This window comes from Brevundimonas sp., assembly GCF_051860745.1.
GTDB lineage: Bacteria > Pseudomonadota > Alphaproteobacteria > Caulobacterales > Caulobacteraceae > Brevundimonas.
On record NZ_JBHYDN010000016.1, the window covers coordinates 20,421 to 35,436 of the forward strand.

Consider the following 15,016-nt stretch of genomic DNA (forward strand, 5'->3'; position numbering starts at 1 on the left):
CTGGAGACTACCGACATGACCCGCAACACCCGCGCCCTGATGCTGGGCGGAGCCCTGATGGCCGCTGTCGCCCTGGGCGCTCCGGCCGCCATGGCCCAGTCGCAGCCGGATGGCGGCGCGCCGATGATGATCCACGCCATGGCCGAACGGCCGGCGCTGAACCTGTCGGCCTATGGCGAGGTCAAGACCGCGCCGGACATGGCCACCATCAGCTTCGGCGTGGTCACCGAGGCGACCACCGCCGCCGAGGCGATGAGCCTGAACGCCGCGCGGATGAACCAGGTCATGGCCGCCCTGCGCCGGGCGGGGATCGAGGCCCGCGACGTCCAGACCTCGGGTCTGAACCTGTCGGCCCAATATGACTACGTCCAGAACGAGCCGCCGCGGCTGCGCGGCTATCAGGCCTCGAACCAGGTGACGGTGATCATCAACGATCTGACGAAGGTCGGGACGACGGCCGACGCCGTGGTCGCGGCCGGGGTGAACCAGATCAACGGCATCGGCTTCGGCCTCAAGGATCCGACGGCGGCCGAGAACCAGGCCCGCCAGATCGCCGTGCGCAACCTGCAGGCCAAGGCGGCGCTCTACGCCCAGGCCCTGGGCGTGGAGCTGGGCGGCATCCGCTCACTCTCGGAAGGCGGCGGCTATGCGCCTCGCCCGCAGCTGCAGTACGCCCGGGCCGAAATGGCCATGGATTCGGGCGGCTCAACGCCGGTCGCGGCGGGCGAGCTGACCGTCCGGATCGAAATCACCGGGGTCTATGATCTGAACCGGTAGGTCGTTGAGGCGCGGCCCTGATCCCTTCAGGGCCGCTGCTCAACCCCGCGAACTGCGCGCCAGCATCAGGCCGACGCCGATGTTCATGCCGTAGCAGATGCCCAGGACCGCCAGCGCCGTGATCGGGCCGTCGTCCATGAACCACAGCGGTAAGCTCCACGGCAGGCCAAGGATTTTGGCGGGCAGGAAGGTCAGAAGGCTGTCCGGCTGGCCCAGCAGGCGCAGGCCGGCGGGAGTGGCGATCAGCAGGGCGACCGCGCCCGCAACCGCATAGAGGGCGAAAAGCAGCCACTGCAGTCCCTGAAGCGTACGCGCCATCGGTCATCCTCCCGCCGGACAGGGGAGTCTTGAACCGCGTCGCCGTCAAGCCGCGCGCTTGATCTCGTTATTGTCGTCCAGCAGGACCACGGTCGGCGACCACTGGCGGGCTTCTTCTTCCGGCAGCTGGCCGTAGGTCACAACGATGACCTTGTCGTTCTTCTGCACCAGACGGGCGGCGGCGCCGTTGACGCCGATGACGCGCGAGCCGCGCGGGGCCTCGATGGCGTAGGTCGTGAATCGGGCGCCGTTGGTGATGTTCAACACATCGACCTGTTCGTGCGGAAAGATGCCCGCGGCGTCCAGCAGATCGCTGTCGATGGCGATCGAGCCTTCGTAGTCGAGGTCGGCCTGGGTCACCGTCGCGCGGTGCAGCTTGGCCTTCATCAGGGTGACCAGCATGGGGAGTGCGGTCCGGATGTGACGCGGGGCGTTCGGCCCCCGCTCGCAGATCGCTCATATAGGGGTTTCGGGACCCGCCATCAATCGTTGTCGTTGCAATGCAGCATCCGATGCTGCGGCGCGGCTCGCGCGTTACGTGACGTTCATTTGACGGCAGGGCTCGCCGCCCTATGGTCAAAATGTGGCCATGACCCGGCCCGCGCTCCGGACGACTCCCCTCGCCATGAAGCAGTTTTTCCTCACCATGCTCGGCGTCTTTGCCGGGATGTTCCTCTTCCTGGTGGTGGTGCCGTTCATCTTCATCGTCATCGCGATCGGCGCGGCGTCGTCCGAGGAGCCGACCCCGCGCAATACGGTGCTGGAGCTGGACCTGCGCGAAGGCGTCACCGACCAGGCCCCCAACAATCCGTTCGCCATCTTCGGCGGGTCGGGCCTGTCGACGCTGCAGATCGTCGATACCCTGGCCCAGGCCGAGGACGATGACCGGGTCAAGGTTCTGCTGATCCGTCTGCCGGAGGCCGGGATCACCCCCGCCGCCGCCGACGAGATTCGCCAGGCGATCCGCCGCTTCCGCGCCTCGGGCAAGGTCGTCCTCGCCCACAGCCAGGGCTTTCAGCCGGTCGGGGCCACGGTCTCCAGTTATATGATCGGGGCCTCGGCCTCCGAGTTGTGGATGCAGAACACGGCCGGTTTCCAGCTGGCGGGCTTTTCAGCCGAGAGCATCTTCCTGGGCCGCGCCTTCGACAAATACGGCGTCAACGCCGAGTTCGAACAGCGCTACGAGTACAAGAACGCGGTCAACGAATACACCCAGAGCGACTTCACCCCGGCCCACCGCGAGGCGATGACGGCCTGGATGACGTCCATCTACACTTCGGCCCTCGCCAATGCGGCGCAGGACCGGAAGGTGACCCCGGCCGCGCTCCGCGCCACGATCGAGGCCGGCCCGTATTCGTCGGCCCAGGCGCTGCAACGGCGTCTGATCGACAAGATCGGCCAGGTCGAGGAGGCCGAGGCCGAGGCGAAGCGCCGGGCCGGCCGCAACGCCGAGATCATGGAGTTTTCCGACTATGCCGCGTCGCAAGGCGAGCGAGGCGGCTCGGGCCGCAACGCCATAGCCATCGTCGGCGGCGAGGGCTCCATCATGACCGGCACGGGCGGCAGCGCCGACCCGTTCGGCAGCGGGTCGTCGATCATGTCGGATGACCTCGCCGAGGCCCTCTACGACGCCATCGAGGACGACAGCGTCAAGGCCATCGTCTTCCGCGTCTCTTCGCCCGGCGGTTCACCGGAAGCCTCGGAACAGATCCTGGCGGCGGTGCGCGCGGCCAAGGCGGCCGGCAAGCCGGTGGTGGTGTCGATGGGCGACTATGCCGCCTCGGGCGGCTACTGGATCAGCTCGGAAGCCAACTGGATCGTGGCCCAGCCTTCGACCCTGACCGGCTCGATCGGCGTCTATGGCGGCAAATTCGTGCTGGCCGACGCCCTGGGCCGGTTCGGCGTCGATATGCGCAACCTGTCGATCGGCGGCAACTACGCTGACGCCTTCTCGCCGGCGCAGGACTTCAGCCCGGCGCAGCGCACGGCCTTCGCGGCCCAGATCGACCGCACCTATGAAGAGTTCATCGCCCGCGTCGCGGCCGGCCGCCGCCTGCCGCCCGCCCGGGTGCGCGAGATCGCCCGCGGCCGCGTCTGGACCGGCGCGCAGGCCCGACAGATCGGCCTGGTTGACCAGCTCGGCGGCTTGGAAGAGGCCATCGCCAAGGCGCGCGAACTGGCCCGCATTCCGGCCGGGGATTCGGTGCGGTTCAAACGCTATCCGGAGGCACAGTCGCCGTTCGAGGTCCTGTCGCAGGTGTTCGGCGTTTCGGGCGAGGCGGCGCGGGTCCTAGTCGGGATCGGCGGGGTCATGAACGACCCGGCGGCGGAGGCGACCGTTCGCCGCATCCAGACCGAACGGGCCCGGGCCTCCGGCGCTTCGGTGCTCGCGGACCAGCCGTATTGAGGCGGAACACTCGCCTGTGAAGGGGCCGGTCATTGACCGTTCACCCATGTGGACCGACATTGAGAGTTCGACGTTGTTCTTCCAGCGTCTGCGAAGGTGATTTGATGACCCAGTCCGACCGTCTGATCTTCGGCCCGTCAGCGCGCCGTCCGTCGAACGGACTGCTGGCTCCGGTCATGTGGCTGGGCGGCGTGATCGCGACCCTCCTCGCCATGGCCGTCGGCGCTGTGCTGGCGGTCTTCACCGCCGTCGCGGTAGCCGTCATCGCGCTGTTCGCCGCCGTCCTGGTCTTCTTCGCAGGTCTGGCCATGGGCGCCCGGCGCAAGGCCGTCGTCCGCACCCGTCGCGACGACGACGTCATCGAGGCGCACAAGGTCGACGGCGCCTGGGTCGCCTATGGCTGGGAGCGGCCGGGCCGGTAAGTCGCGCCGTGCTGACCGTGAAGGACGCCCCGTCACCCAATTTCGACGCCCGCCGCGGCCCGCCCGACATGCTGGTTCTGCACTATACCGGCATGAAATCCGCCGATGAGGCCGTCGCCCGCCTGCGTGATCCCGAGGCGAAAGTCTCGGCCCACTATGTCGTCGATGAGGACGGGTCGATCCTGCGGCTGGTGGCCGAGGAACGCCGCGCCTGGCACGCCGGCGCTGGCGCCTGGCAGGGCGAGACCGACTGCAACGCCGCCTCGATCGGCATCGAGATCGTCAATCCGGGCCATGAGTTCGGCTATCGCGATTTCCCGGAGATCCAGATCGACGCGGTGATCAGCCTGATCAACGACATCCGCACCCGCTGGACCATTCCGGACGCCCGCATCATCGGCCACTCCGACCTTGCGCCTGAGCGTAAACAGGATCCCGGCGAGCGGTTTCCATGGAAGCGGCTGGCCTCGGTCGGGCACGGCCTGTGGTTCGAACCGGCGCCCGAGCGGATCGCTGCCTTGGGCGTGCTGCTGGGCGTCGGAGACGAGGGGCTGGGGGTGATCGTGCTGCGCGCCGGCTTGCACCGGCTGGGCTATGCGCTTGCGCCCGGCGGAACCTATGACAAGGCGACCCGGCTGACCGTCGAAGCCTTTCAGCGCCACTGGCGGCCGGGAACGGTGGACGGGATCGCCGACGGCGAGACGCGGGCGACGCTGATGGGGGTGCTGCAATTGGCGACGGCGGAGAGCGTGACCGGGGTGTTGAACTGACTTCCGGGAGCTTGGCGCCGGCGTTCCCCACCCGGGCTCGGCTGCGCCTCGCCGTCCCTCCCCATAAAGGGGAGGGAGAAATTTGACGTCGCCTGTCGAAACGCCCACCTAGGCCCCGTCAGACGGCCGGGCGGTCGCGGCGGGGGCTATGCCTCCGTCGAGGAAAGTCCGGGCTCCACGGTGAAGAGGCGGCGGGCAACACCCGCCCGGGGCGACCCGAGGGATAGCGCCACAGAAAGCAAACCGCCTGCCTCTCGGGGCAGGGAAGGGTGAAAGGGTGGGGTAAGAGCCCACCGCGTGCCTGGCAACAGGGACGGCATGGCAAGCCCCGCCTGGAGCAAGACCGAATAGGGATGTCGCGCGGCTTCGGCTGCAGGGTTCACCGCCCGAGGCGTCCGGGTAGGTCGCGAGAACCGTTCAGCAATGGGCGGTCCAGAGGAATGATCGTCACCGTCCTCCGGGGCGGAACAGAACCCGGCTTACAGGCCGTCTGACATTTATCTCTTTAGGGGTGCGCTATCGTTCGCGACGCGGTCGCTCACTGCTTGAGCGTGGGGGCGCGCTAGAGGCGCTTTCGGGCCCTGTCGGCAGCGTCGATCAGGCGGAGGCCGGAAATTTCCGCCGCGTCCGCAGTGAGATCCATGGCGGCTTCTGGCGGATCCTTGACGACAACTGCGCCATCGACGGCCCGGGGGGACATCGGCTTCGTCGGGTCTGCGGGTTCGCGCTTGTTTGGCATGGCTGAAAAACCCGTACATCGCCTGACGGTTCCGCGGGCCGGCGCGCCGTTAACCCTTTGGCCCTGAATGCGGCGCAGGATTGGTCCACAGGCTGTTTATACTGTAGATGTTCTATCTATGTTCTCACATATACAGCGTAGTTCGCCGCAATTGAGGTTAACCGGCGTCAACTAATCCCATTGAGGCCCAGTTCATCCCATGCTATCCCAGACGCTTGGCGCGAAGTCGGCGTGCGCCGCGTGGTGTTCACGGGGATCAGAGGGGCGGATCGAGAGGTCCGAGTTTGGGGCAGGCGTGTTTCTCTCGACCTACGAGAAACAGTTGGACGGCAAGAGACGCCTGCTGATCCCGCAGGAGTACCGCACCGCCGACAACGGCGCCGAGCACGGCGTCTTCTGCTTCTTCGCCCTGGCCGATGACTGCCTCGAGGCCGGCGGCGACCGGCTGATGGCCGAATATGTCGCCCGGATTGAGGCTCTGCCGTTCGGCAGCGACAAACGCACCGCCCTCGAAGAGACCTTCTACGCCGGTCAGCGCCCGCTCTCCTACGACGGCGGCGGCCGGATCACCCTGCCGGAAAGCCTCTGTCAGGACGCCGGCCTCGGTGAGGACGTAGCAATCATCGGTCTCGGGCCGCGCTTCCAAATCTGGGACCGGGCGCGCTGGAAGGCCCGCCTCGACACCCGCCGGGCCCTGGCCCGGGAGGTCATGAACGGGGAGGGCGGATGACGTCGCCTCACGCCCCCGTCCTGCTCGACGAAGTCATCGAGGCCCTGGCCCCGCGCGCCGGGGATGTGATCATCGACGCCACCTTCGGCGCCGGCGGCTATACCCGCGCCATCCTCGCCACCGGAGCGACGGTCATCGCGCTGGACCGCGACCCGACGGTCCAGTCGCACGCCGACGCCGTCGCCAACGACTATCCCGGCAAATTCCGGCTGGTGCGCACGCCTTTTTCGGGTCTGGCGGAGGCCTTCGCCGACAGCGGCGAGGCGCGGCTGGACGGGGTGGTGTTCGATATCGGCGTGTCGTCCATGCAACTGGACCAGGCTGGGCGCGGCTTTTCCTTCATGCGCGACGGTCCGCTGGACATGCGGATGTCCGACGAGGGCGAGACCGCCGCCGACATCGTCAACGGCTGGGAACACGGGCCGATGGCCCACATCTTCAAACTCTACGGCGACGAGCGTCAGTCGGGCCGGGTGGCGACCGCCATCCTGCGCCGCCGCGTCGAGCGGCCGTTCGAGCGCACGCTGGATCTGGCCGAGGTGGTCGAGAAGGCCCTCGGCGGACGCCGCGGCGCGCCGATCCATCCGGCCACGCGCGTGTTTCAGGCCTTGCGCATCGCCGTGAACGACGAACTCGGCCAGCTGCGTCAGGGGCTGGAGGCCGCCGAGGCCGCCCTGTCGCCCGGCGGGCGGCTGGCGGTGGTGACCTTCCATTCGCTCGAGGACCGGATCGTCAAGGCGTTCCTGACCGAGCGCACCGGCAACGCACCGGGCGGTTCGCGCCACGCCCCGGTGGCGATCGAGACCCGCAAGCCCAGCTTCACCCTGTCGTTCAAGGGCGCGCGTGAAGCCGGCGATGCGGAACGGGCGGACAATCCCCGCGCTCGTTCAGCCAAGCTGCGCGCCGCCGTCCGCACCGACGCCGCGCCTTGGGGGAGGATCGCCGCATGAGCTCGGCCGTCGCCACCCTGAACCGGCTCTACGCCTGGAAGATCCGCGGTGTCCGCTGGGTCGAGATTATCGGCGTGCTGCTGGTCGCCGCCATGGTGTTCTCGGTCTATCTGGCCAAGGCCGCTGCGGCCCGCGAGAGCGCTCGCATTTCCGATCTCGAGCGGCAGATCAGCGACAACGGCCAGCGGGTGCGCCTGCTGCGCGCCGAGGTCGCCCGGCTGGAACAGCCCAACCGGCTCGAGGCGCTGTCGCGCGGCGCGGGTCTGGGCCCCGTCGATGTGCACCGTCAGGCCACGGCCGAGAACCTGCCGAACCTGGCCCCGATCCCCGAGCCGCGCCCGGTTATCATCGCGCCGACGCCGCCCGCCGCCGCTGATGCGCCTGTCGCTGATCCCGTTCCGGGAGACGAGCCGTGAGCGTGCATGATCCGCACGTCGGGCCGCGGCCCGCTCCGTCCTGGGGCGTGCGGCGGTACACGCCCTCATGGCGCTGGTTGACCGAGGCCATGTGGTGGGTCGAGCACGCCTTTGGCCGCGCCCACGCCAACGCCCGGCCCGAGGAGGACACGCGGGTCCGCATCTTCGTCATCCTGTCGGCCTTTTCCTTCGCCTTCATCTGCCTGACGCTCGGCGCCGTGCACGCGGCCCTGCTGACGGCGGGCGCCGGCGGTGGCGCGTCGAACCATCCCAATGCGGTCGTGCGCGCCGACATGGTCGACCGCAACGGGGCGCTGCTGGCCACCAACATCGTCCACTACGGCCTCTATATCGATCCGGCCCAGGTCTGGGACCGCCGGGCGGCCGCTGCGCAGATCCGGCGCGCCCTGCCTCGCGTGTCGAAGACCCGGCTCGAGACGGCCCTGTATGGCGACCGCCGCCTGCTGGTGGTCAACCGTCTGACGCCGCGCGAAAAGGTGGCGCTCCATAATCTGGCCCTCGGTGGGATCACCTTCGAGCCCGAGGACGTTCGCGTCCATCCGCTCGGCGAGTCCGCCCGCCATGTGGTCGGCAATGTCGACACTGGCGGAATCGGTCTGTCCGCCGCCGAACGCGCCTTCAATGACGAGATCCGCGCCGCCGGAGCCCGGGGCGAGAGTTTCCAGATCTCCATCGACCTGCGCGTGCAGGGCGTGCTGGAGAATGAACTGGCCGCCGCCGCGACCGCCGCCGGCGCCAAGGGCGCGGTCGGCATCATCACCGACGTCCAGACCGGCGAGGTTCTGGGCATGGCCAGCTGGCCGGCGTCCAACTCGCGCAACCTCGCCACCGCCGCCACCTATGAGATGGGGTCGGTGTTCAAGACCTTCACCGTCGCCGCCGCCATCGATACCGGCCGGGCCGACATGAACACCCTGCTGGACGCCTCGGAGGCGCTGCAGATCGGCAACCGTCGCATCACCGACTTCCACGCCCAGAACAAGGTGATGACGCTGGAGGAAGTGTATCTCCACTCGTCCAACATCGGCACCTCGCGCCTGTCGACCGAGATGGGGCCGCGCGTGATGCACGACTATTTCGAACGCTTCGGCCTGATGTCGCGGGCGCCGTTCGAGATCCCGTCGGAAGCGCCCATCGTGCCGCGCGAATGGTCGGATTCGACCCTGGCCTCGCTGTCCTTCGGCTACGGCATCTCGATCACTCCGATGCAGATGGCCGCGGCCATGGGGGCGCTGACCAACGGCGGGCGCTTCATTCCCCTGACCCTGCGCAAGGGCGGTCGGCCGGATGTGCGGGGCCGGCAGATTGTCTCGCCCGAAACCTCCCTGACCATGCTGGACCTGATGCGCCGCAACGTCGTGCGCGGCTCGGGGGGCCGGGCAGAGGCGCCGGGCCTGCGGGTCGGCGGCAAGACGGGCTCGGCCAACAAGTCGGTCAACGGCCGCTACAACGCGGCCCACGCTGTCGGCACCTTCGCCGGGGTCTTCCCCGCCGACGGCCCGGTCAATGCGCGCCGCTACCAGATTCTGGTGCTGATCGACGAGCCCCAGACCTGGCCCCGCACCGGCGGCTTCGTCGCCGCCCCGGCCGTGGGACGCATCGCTGACCGCATCGCCGGCTTTGTCGGCGTGGCGCGCCGCGCCGATCCCTACCGCACCGCCCTCGGCGACCGCATCCCGGCCTTTGAGGATCTGGAAGGCGACGGGCGATGAGCGCGACCCGGCCCGCCCCGATCAAGCTGTCGGAACTGCTGCGCCGCGACGTAGCCGCTGATCCGATGATCACCGGCGTTACGGCCGACAGCCGCAAGGTCGCGCCGGGCTCCCTGTTCGTGGCCCTGCCGGGTAGCGCCGCCGACGGCCGCGCCTTTATTCCCCAGGCCCTGTCGCAGGGCGCCGCCGCGGTTCTGGCCCCGGTGGATACGGACGCCCGGCTGGCGCCGGTGCTGATCACCTCGGGCGACGTGCGCCGTGCCTACGCCATCGCCGCGCGCGGCTTTTACGGGTCCCAGCCTGCGACCTGCGTCGCCGTCACCGGCACCAACGGCAAGACCTCGGTCGCCGCCTTCTGCCGCCAGATCTGGGCCGCCCTGGGCCTGCATGCCGCAAGCATGGGGACGCTCGGGGTTTTGGCGCAAACGGGTAACGTTAACCGCGAGTTGACGGGACCGGGCCTGACCAGCCCGGACGCCGCCGACGCGGCGCGGATGCTGGCCGACCTGGCCGCAAGCGGTGTCACCCATCTGGCGCTCGAGGCCTCGTCGCACGGCATCGACCAGCGCCGGCTGGACGGGGTGACCCTGCAGGCCGCCGCCTTCACCAATCTGAGCCAGGACCATCTCGACTATCATGGCGACATGGCCGCCTATCGCGACGCCAAGCTGCGATTGTTCGAGACCCTGCTGCCGCGTGGGCGCACGGCCGTGCTGAACGCCGACTCTGACGCCTATTCCAGCTTTGCGGCGGCCTCGATCATGTCGGGCCTGGGCGTCATGGGCGTGGGCGAACGGGGGCGCGACCTGTCGCTGATCGGGCGTCGCGCCGTGCCCGGGGGGCAGCGCCTGACTATCGATGTGCGGGGCGCGCTGCATGAGGTGTTGCTGCCGTTGGCGGGGGCCTTCCAGGCCTCGAACGCCCTGGTGGCCGCCGGCCTGTGCATCGCCGCCGGCGAGACGCCCGAGCGGGTGCTGGCCGGGCTGGAAAAGATCACGGGCGCGCAAGGACGTTTACAGCGCATTTCCGGTTCAGGCCGCGGCGAAGTCTATGTCGACTACGCCCACACCCCCGACGGGCTGGAGACCGTGCTGAAGGCGCTGCGGCCGCATGCGACCGGCCGACTGATCGTGGTGTTCGGGGCCGGCGGCGATCGCGACACCGCCAAGAGGCCGATGATGGGCGAGATCGCCGGGCGGCTGGCCGACGTCGCCATCGTGACGGACGACAATCCTCGCTCTGAAGACCCCGCCGCCATCCGCAAGGCCGTTCGCGCGGCCTGTCCCGCCGCGCGCGAGATCGGCGACCGTCGCGCCGCCATCCGCGAGGCGATCGAGATGATGAGCGACGGAGATGTGGTGGTCATCGCCGGAAAAGGGCATGAGCAGGGTCAGATCGTCGGCGGCGTCACCCACCCGTTCGATGACGCCACCGAAGCCGCCGAAGCCCTGCGCATCCATGCCTGACAGACCGCTCTGGACCTCCGCCGAGATCGTCGCCGCCACCGGCGGGACCCTGTCCGGCGCCGCCTTCAAGACGACAGGCATCACCTACAACAGCCGCGAGATCGTGCCCGGCGACCTGTTCCTGGCGCTGAAGGGCGTGCGGGACGGCCACGACTTCGCCGCCGCCGCCTTCGCCGCGGGGGCGGCCGGGGCGATCACGGAGCATGTGGTCGAGGGCGGCCCGTCGGTGGTTGTCGCCGACACCCTGCGCGGTCTGGAGGCCCTCGGCGTCGCGGCGCGCGATCGGACACGGGCGCGCCGCGGCGCCGTCACCGGCTCGGTCGGCAAGACCAGCGTGACCCAGGCGATCAAGGCCGGACTGGATCTCGCCGGCCCGTCCCACGCCTCGATCAAGAGCTACAACAACCATATCGGCGTCCCGCTGACCCTGTCGCGGATGCCGCGCGCCACCGAACGCGCCGTGTTCGAGATCGGCATGAACGCGCCCGGCGAGATCGCGCCGCTGTCGAAAATGGTCCGGCCGCACGCGGCCTGCGTCACGACTGTCGGACCGGTGCATATCGAGGCCTTCACGGATGGCGAGGCCGGGGTGGCGGCGGAGAAGGCGGCCATCTTCGAGGGCTTGGTCAACAACGGCGCAGCGGTGTTCAACGCCGATGTGGCCTTCGCCGGCGTGCTGGACGCGGCCGCCCGCCGCGCCGGGGCCCGGATCGCGACCTTCGGATCGGCCGCCGGTTGCGACGCCCGACTGATCGACTTCCAGCCGAACGACGAAGGGGCCCGCGTCAGGGCCGAGCTGTTCGGCAAGACCATCGACTTCCCCTTGGCCCAGTCCGGCTTCCACTGGGGCCTGAACAGCCTGTGCGTCCTGTTGATGCTCGACGCCCTGGACGTGCCGCTGGACACAGCCCTGGCCGCGCTTTCGGAGTTCCAGCCGCTGGCGGGCCGGGGCCAGACGATGGTGGTGCATGCGCCGGGCGGCGACTTCACCCTGATCGACGAAAGCTACAACGCCAATCCGCTGTCGATGGCCGCCGGCTTCCGCAGCCTCGGCGCCCGCCCGCTGCCCGCCAGAGGCGGCCGCCGGGTCGTGGTCCTGACGGACATGCTGGAGCTGGGCGACCAGTCCGAGGCGCTGCACGAGGGTCTGTCCGGTCCAATCGACGCGGCGGGCCTCGATCTGGTCCACGCCGCTGGGCCCGAGATGAAGCGGCTTTATGACGACCTGCCGGGCTCGCGTCAGGGCTTGTGGCGCGAGACGGCCGCTGAACTGGCCGCCGAGGCTGCCATGCTGGTCGGCAGGGGCGACATTGTCATGGTCAAGGGTTCAAACGGATCGAAGGCGTCGCTGGTGGCCAAGGCCCTGGCGGCTCTGGGAGAAGGCTCGGGAGGGGCCGTCTGATGTTTTATCTGCTCTATCTCCACTACGCCGACATCGCGCAGGACTATCCGCTGCTCAATCTGGTCCAGTACCAGACGGTGCGCGTGGCGCTGGCCATGGCCACGGCCATGATCGTCGCGGTCGCCATGGGCAGCCGGTTCATCGCCTGGATGCGGCTCAGACAGGGCAAGGGCCAGCCGATCCGGTCGGACGGCCCGGTCTCGCACCTGTCCAAGGTCGGCACGCCGACCATGGGCGGGCTGATGATCCTGGCGGGCATCGCGGTGGCGGTGTTTCTATGGGGCGACCTGACCAATCCCTATATCTGGATCGTTTCCGGCGTGACGGCGGCCTTCGGTCTGCTGGGCTTTGTCGACGACTACGCCAAGGTGTCGAAACAGACCTCGGCCGGGCTGACCTCGAAACAGAAGCTGCTGGCCCAGGTGGTCGTCTCGGTCATCGCCGGGATCCTGACGGTGATCTGGATGAAGGCTTCGCCGACCTCGCCCAACCTCGAGACCTCGATCGCCTTCCCCTTCTTCAAGGCCGTGCTGCTCAATGTCGGCTGGTTCTATGTCCTGTTCGCCGCCTTCACCATGGTGGGCTTTTCCAATGCGGTGAACCTGACTGACGGCCTCGACGGCCTGGCTATCGTCCCGGTGATGATGGCGGCGGCCGCGTTCGGCATCATCACCTACCTCGTCGGCAACTTCATCTTCTCGGACTATCTCGGCGTCCACCATGTGCCGGGCGCGGGCGAGTTGGCGATATTCACCGCGGCGATCATCGGCGGGGGCACGGGCTTCCTCTGGTACAATGCGCCCCCGGCCAAGATATTCATGGGCGATACCGGCTCTCTGGCTCTGGGCGGCGCGCTCGGCGCCATCGCTGTGGCCACCAAACATGAGCTCGTGCTCGGCATCGTCGGCGGCCTGTTCGTCATCGAGGCCGCCTCGGTCATGATCCAGGTCGCCTATTTCAAGGCGACGAAGAAGCGCATCTTCCTGATGGCCCCGATCCACCATCATTTCGAGAAGATGGGCTGGCCGGAATCGACGGTGGTGATCCGTTTCTGGATCGTTTCGGCCATGCTGGCTCTGGTCGGCCTCGCCACGCTGAAGCTGCGGTGACGACGCAAGCCTTGTTTCATCATCCCGCCCCGCCGCACGTTTCGCTGAGCCCTCCCCCTCGAGGGGGGAGGGTTGGGTGGGGGTGGTTGCAGGCTGTATGGCGTCGAGTGCGGACGGACTCTGGTGGCAATCGTTCGATGGAGCCTTACGCGCCATATCCTGAACCGCACTGCCACCACCCCCAACCCCGACCCTTCTCCCCTCGAGGGGGAAGGGAGGCGTTTCGCCTTCGCCCGCTCAATGTGATGGCGGACGGGCGGGTGAACCGACCATGATCCCGGTATCTGGTTTCGAAGGGCGGCTCATCGCGGTCTTCGGCCTGGGACGGTCGGGACTGACGGCGGCGCGCGCGCTCAAGGCCGGCGGGGCCCTGCCGGTGCTGTGGGACGACAGCGTCTCCAGCCGGATGCAGGCCGAGGCGGAGGGGTTCGTCGTCGAGGATCTGACCCGCGCCGACTGGTCGGATTTCGCCGCCCTGGTGCTGTCGCCGGGCGCGCCGCTGACCCATCCGAAGCCGCACTGGACCGTGGGCAAGGCGAAGGCGGCGGGCGTCGAGGTGGTCGGCGACATCGAACTGTTCGCGCGGGCGATCGCCGCCCTGCCCGGGGCGGAGCGGCCGAAGGTCGTCGCCATCACGGGCACCAACGGCAAGTCGACCACGACGGCCCTGATCGGCTGGGTGCTGAAACAGGCGGGCAGGACCGTCCACGTCGGCGGCAATATCGGTATCGGCGTGCTGGCGCTTCCGGCGCCGACGCCGGGAGCGGTCTATGTGATCGAGGTGTCGAGCTATCAGCTGGACCTCACGACCTCGTTCGCGCCGGACGTGGCCATCCTGACCAACATCAGCCCGGACCATCTGGACCGGCATGGCGGTATGGAAGGGTATGTCGCAGCGAAGGCGCGGATTTTCACGCACGCGGACCTGTCGCTGGTCGGGGTGGACGAAGAGCGGGGACGTCGACTTGCCGATGGGCTCGCGGCTGCCCAGCGATCCGGCACACGAATTTCCACATCCGCTCATCCCGGCGAAAGCCGGGACCCAGTGCTTTCCAGTGAAAAGCCCGCGGTTGAGGACAACGACCGGAGCAATCCTGCGCAGACCGATCATCCAAAGAACTGGGTCCCGGCTTTCGCCGGGATGAGCGGAGAGATGGAAGGGGCGCCGGGCCGCCTGAGCATCGGGGGGGAGACAGTCGCCGATCTGACGAAGGCCCGCTCGCTCGCCGGCCGCCATAATGCCCAGAACGCGGCCTTCGCCTGGGCCGCAGCCCGCGCGCTGGGCGTCTCGCACGAAGCCGCCACCCAAGGCCTCCTGTCATTCCCCGGCCTCGCCCACCGCATGGAAGAGGTCGCCCGGCTCGGCCGTGTGCGCTTCGTCAATGACTCCAAGGCCACCAATGCCGACGCCGCCCGTCAGGCGCTGTCATCCTATGAGCGCAGCTTCTGGATCGCGGGCGGGCGGGCCAAGGCGGGCGGGATCGACGATCTGGAGGACCTGTTCCCGCGCGTGGTCGAAGCCTTCCTGATCGGCGAGGCGGCCGGGCCGTTCGCCGCGCGTTTGGGCGAGACCCCACACCGGATCAGCGGTGACATGGCCTCAGCCGTAAAGGCCGCCGCCGAGGCCGCCGCCGCGACCGGCCGCGAGGAGGTGGTTCTGCTCAGCCCCGCCGCCGCCAGTTTCGACCAGTATCCGGACTTCGAGGCGCGCGGCGAAGCGTTCCGCGCCGCCGTCCTTAACCTTGGGGCCACCCCTTCAGGTCATGGTTAGCGAACC

At 68.7% G+C, this 15,016-nt stretch carries 14 protein-coding genes and 1 other RNA gene; 13 read left to right on the top strand and 2 right to left on the bottom strand.

Going from position 1 to position 15,016, the window contains the following annotated elements:
- Positions 1-15 precede the first annotated feature (15 nt).
- Entirely contained in the window at positions 16-777 is a 762-nt protein-coding gene (locus ACTIEW_RS13980; protein WP_439478513.1) for an SIMPL domain-containing protein, read from the top strand.
- A gap of 39 nt (positions 778-816) precedes the next feature.
- On the opposite strand, the gene ACTIEW_RS13985 is transcribed toward ACTIEW_RS13980, so the two are convergent.
- The gene (locus ACTIEW_RS13985) at positions 817-1,095 is read right to left on the bottom strand and encodes a hypothetical protein (RefSeq protein WP_439478514.1); all 279 of its coding nucleotides are present in this window, start codon (positions 1,093-1,095) and stop codon (positions 817-819) included.
- 45 nt (positions 1,096-1,140) lie between these two features.
- Complete coding sequence (gene panD / locus ACTIEW_RS13990; RefSeq protein ID WP_439478515.1) at positions 1,141-1,497, bottom strand: aspartate 1-decarboxylase; 357 nt, start codon at positions 1,495-1,497, stop codon at positions 1,141-1,143.
- A 223-nt stretch (positions 1,498-1,720) separates the two neighbouring features.
- Between panD and sppA the strand changes: the two genes are divergently transcribed.
- The 12 genes from sppA (at position 1,721) to murD (ending at position 15,010) form a co-directional block, all read left to right on the top strand.
- Positions 1,721-3,502 (top strand): signal peptide peptidase SppA, encoded by a 1,782-nt coding sequence (gene sppA, locus ACTIEW_RS13995; RefSeq protein WP_439478516.1) that lies wholly within the window; start codon positions 1,721-1,723, stop codon positions 3,500-3,502.
- Positions 3,503-3,606: 104 nt separating this feature from the next.
- A complete protein-coding gene (locus ACTIEW_RS14000) occupies positions 3,607-3,924 on the top strand; it encodes a hypothetical protein (protein WP_439478517.1) in 318 nt (105 codons plus the stop codon).
- A 68-nt stretch (positions 3,925-3,992) separates the two neighbouring features.
- On the top strand, positions 3,993-4,694 hold the full coding sequence (locus ACTIEW_RS14005) for an N-acetylmuramoyl-L-alanine amidase (RefSeq protein WP_439478539.1): 702 nt from the start codon (positions 3,993-3,995) through the stop codon (positions 4,692-4,694).
- A 118-nt stretch (positions 4,695-4,812) separates the two neighbouring features.
- An RNA gene (rnpB, locus tag ACTIEW_RS14010) (RNase P RNA component class A) lies at positions 4,813-5,192 on the top strand.
- A gap of 536 nt (positions 5,193-5,728) precedes the next feature.
- Entirely contained in the window at positions 5,729-6,163 is a 435-nt protein-coding gene (locus ACTIEW_RS14015) for a division/cell wall cluster transcriptional repressor MraZ (protein ID WP_439478518.1), read from the top strand.
- Positions 6,160-7,113 (top strand): 16S rRNA (cytosine(1402)-N(4))-methyltransferase RsmH, encoded by a 954-nt coding sequence (gene rsmH, locus ACTIEW_RS14020; protein WP_439478519.1) that lies wholly within the window; start codon positions 6,160-6,162, stop codon positions 7,111-7,113. The genes ACTIEW_RS14015 and rsmH overlap by 4 nt, the downstream gene beginning before the upstream one ends.
- Positions 7,110-7,529: a cell division protein FtsL gene (gene ftsL / locus ACTIEW_RS14025; protein WP_439478520.1), complete on the top strand. Its 420-nt coding sequence runs from the start codon at positions 7,110-7,112 to the stop codon at positions 7,527-7,529. Before rsmH ends, ftsL begins: the two co-directional genes overlap by 4 nt.
- An 89-nt stretch (positions 7,530-7,618) precedes the next feature.
- Positions 7,619-9,262, top strand: coding sequence for a peptidoglycan D,D-transpeptidase FtsI family protein (locus tag ACTIEW_RS14030; RefSeq protein ID WP_439478540.1), 1,644 nt, complete (start codon positions 7,619-7,621; stop codon positions 9,260-9,262).
- Positions 9,259-10,728: a UDP-N-acetylmuramoyl-L-alanyl-D-glutamate--2,6-diaminopimelate ligase gene (locus ACTIEW_RS14035; protein WP_439478521.1), complete on the top strand. Its 1,470-nt coding sequence runs from the start codon at positions 9,259-9,261 to the stop codon at positions 10,726-10,728. Before ACTIEW_RS14030 ends, ACTIEW_RS14035 begins: the two co-directional genes overlap by 4 nt.
- Positions 10,721-12,130 carry a UDP-N-acetylmuramoyl-tripeptide--D-alanyl-D-alanine ligase gene (locus ACTIEW_RS14040; protein ID WP_439478522.1) on the top strand — a complete coding sequence of 470 codons (1,410 nt, stop codon included), beginning with the start codon at positions 10,721-10,723 and terminating at the stop codon, positions 12,128-12,130. Before ACTIEW_RS14035 ends, ACTIEW_RS14040 begins: the two co-directional genes overlap by 8 nt.
- Complete coding sequence (gene mraY, locus ACTIEW_RS14045) at positions 12,130-13,239, top strand: phospho-N-acetylmuramoyl-pentapeptide-transferase (protein WP_439478523.1); 1,110 nt, start codon at positions 12,130-12,132, stop codon at positions 13,237-13,239. Before ACTIEW_RS14040 ends, mraY begins: the two co-directional genes overlap by 1 nt.
- A gap of 271 nt (positions 13,240-13,510) precedes the next feature.
- Positions 13,511-15,010, top strand: a complete 1,500-nt coding sequence (murD, locus tag ACTIEW_RS14050) for a UDP-N-acetylmuramoyl-L-alanine--D-glutamate ligase (RefSeq protein WP_439478524.1) — start codon at positions 13,511-13,513, stop codon at positions 15,008-15,010.
- Positions 15,011-15,016 lie beyond the last annotated feature (6 nt).

Excerpts from the sequence above, each read along its gene's own strand:
- sppA (WP_439478516.1), top strand. The coding sequence starts at position 1,721 with ATGAAGCAGTTTTTCCTCACCATGCTCGGCGTCTTTGCCGGGATGTTC.
- ACTIEW_RS14030 (WP_439478540.1), top strand. The coding sequence starts at position 7,619 with ATGTGGTGGGTCGAGCACGCCTTTGGCCGCGCCCACGCCAACGCCCGG.
- ACTIEW_RS14040 (WP_439478522.1), top strand. The coding sequence starts at position 10,721 with ATGCCTGACAGACCGCTCTGGACCTCCGCCGAGATCGTCGCCGCCACC.
- rsmH (WP_439478519.1), top strand. The coding sequence starts at position 6,160 with ATGACGTCGCCTCACGCCCCCGTCCTGCTCGACGAAGTCATCGAGGCC.
- ACTIEW_RS13980 (WP_439478513.1), top strand. The coding sequence starts at position 16 with ATGACCCGCAACACCCGCGCCCTGATGCTGGGCGGAGCCCTGATGGCC.
- ACTIEW_RS13985 (WP_439478514.1), bottom strand. The coding sequence starts at position 1,095 with ATGGCGCGTACGCTTCAGGGACTGCAGTGGCTGCTTTTCGCCCTCTAT.
- ACTIEW_RS14035 (WP_439478521.1), top strand. The coding sequence starts at position 9,259 with ATGAGCGCGACCCGGCCCGCCCCGATCAAGCTGTCGGAACTGCTGCGC.
- ACTIEW_RS14005 (WP_439478539.1), top strand. The coding sequence starts at position 3,993 with ATGCTGGTTCTGCACTATACCGGCATGAAATCCGCCGATGAGGCCGTC.
- mraY (WP_439478523.1), top strand. The coding sequence starts at position 12,130 with ATGTTTTATCTGCTCTATCTCCACTACGCCGACATCGCGCAGGACTAT.
- panD (WP_439478515.1), bottom strand. The coding sequence starts at position 1,497 with ATGCTGGTCACCCTGATGAAGGCCAAGCTGCACCGCGCGACGGTGACC.
- ACTIEW_RS14000 (WP_439478517.1), top strand. The coding sequence starts at position 3,607 with ATGACCCAGTCCGACCGTCTGATCTTCGGCCCGTCAGCGCGCCGTCCG.
- murD (WP_439478524.1), top strand. The coding sequence starts at position 13,511 with ATGATCCCGGTATCTGGTTTCGAAGGGCGGCTCATCGCGGTCTTCGGC.
- ftsL (WP_439478520.1), top strand. The coding sequence starts at position 7,110 with ATGAGCTCGGCCGTCGCCACCCTGAACCGGCTCTACGCCTGGAAGATC.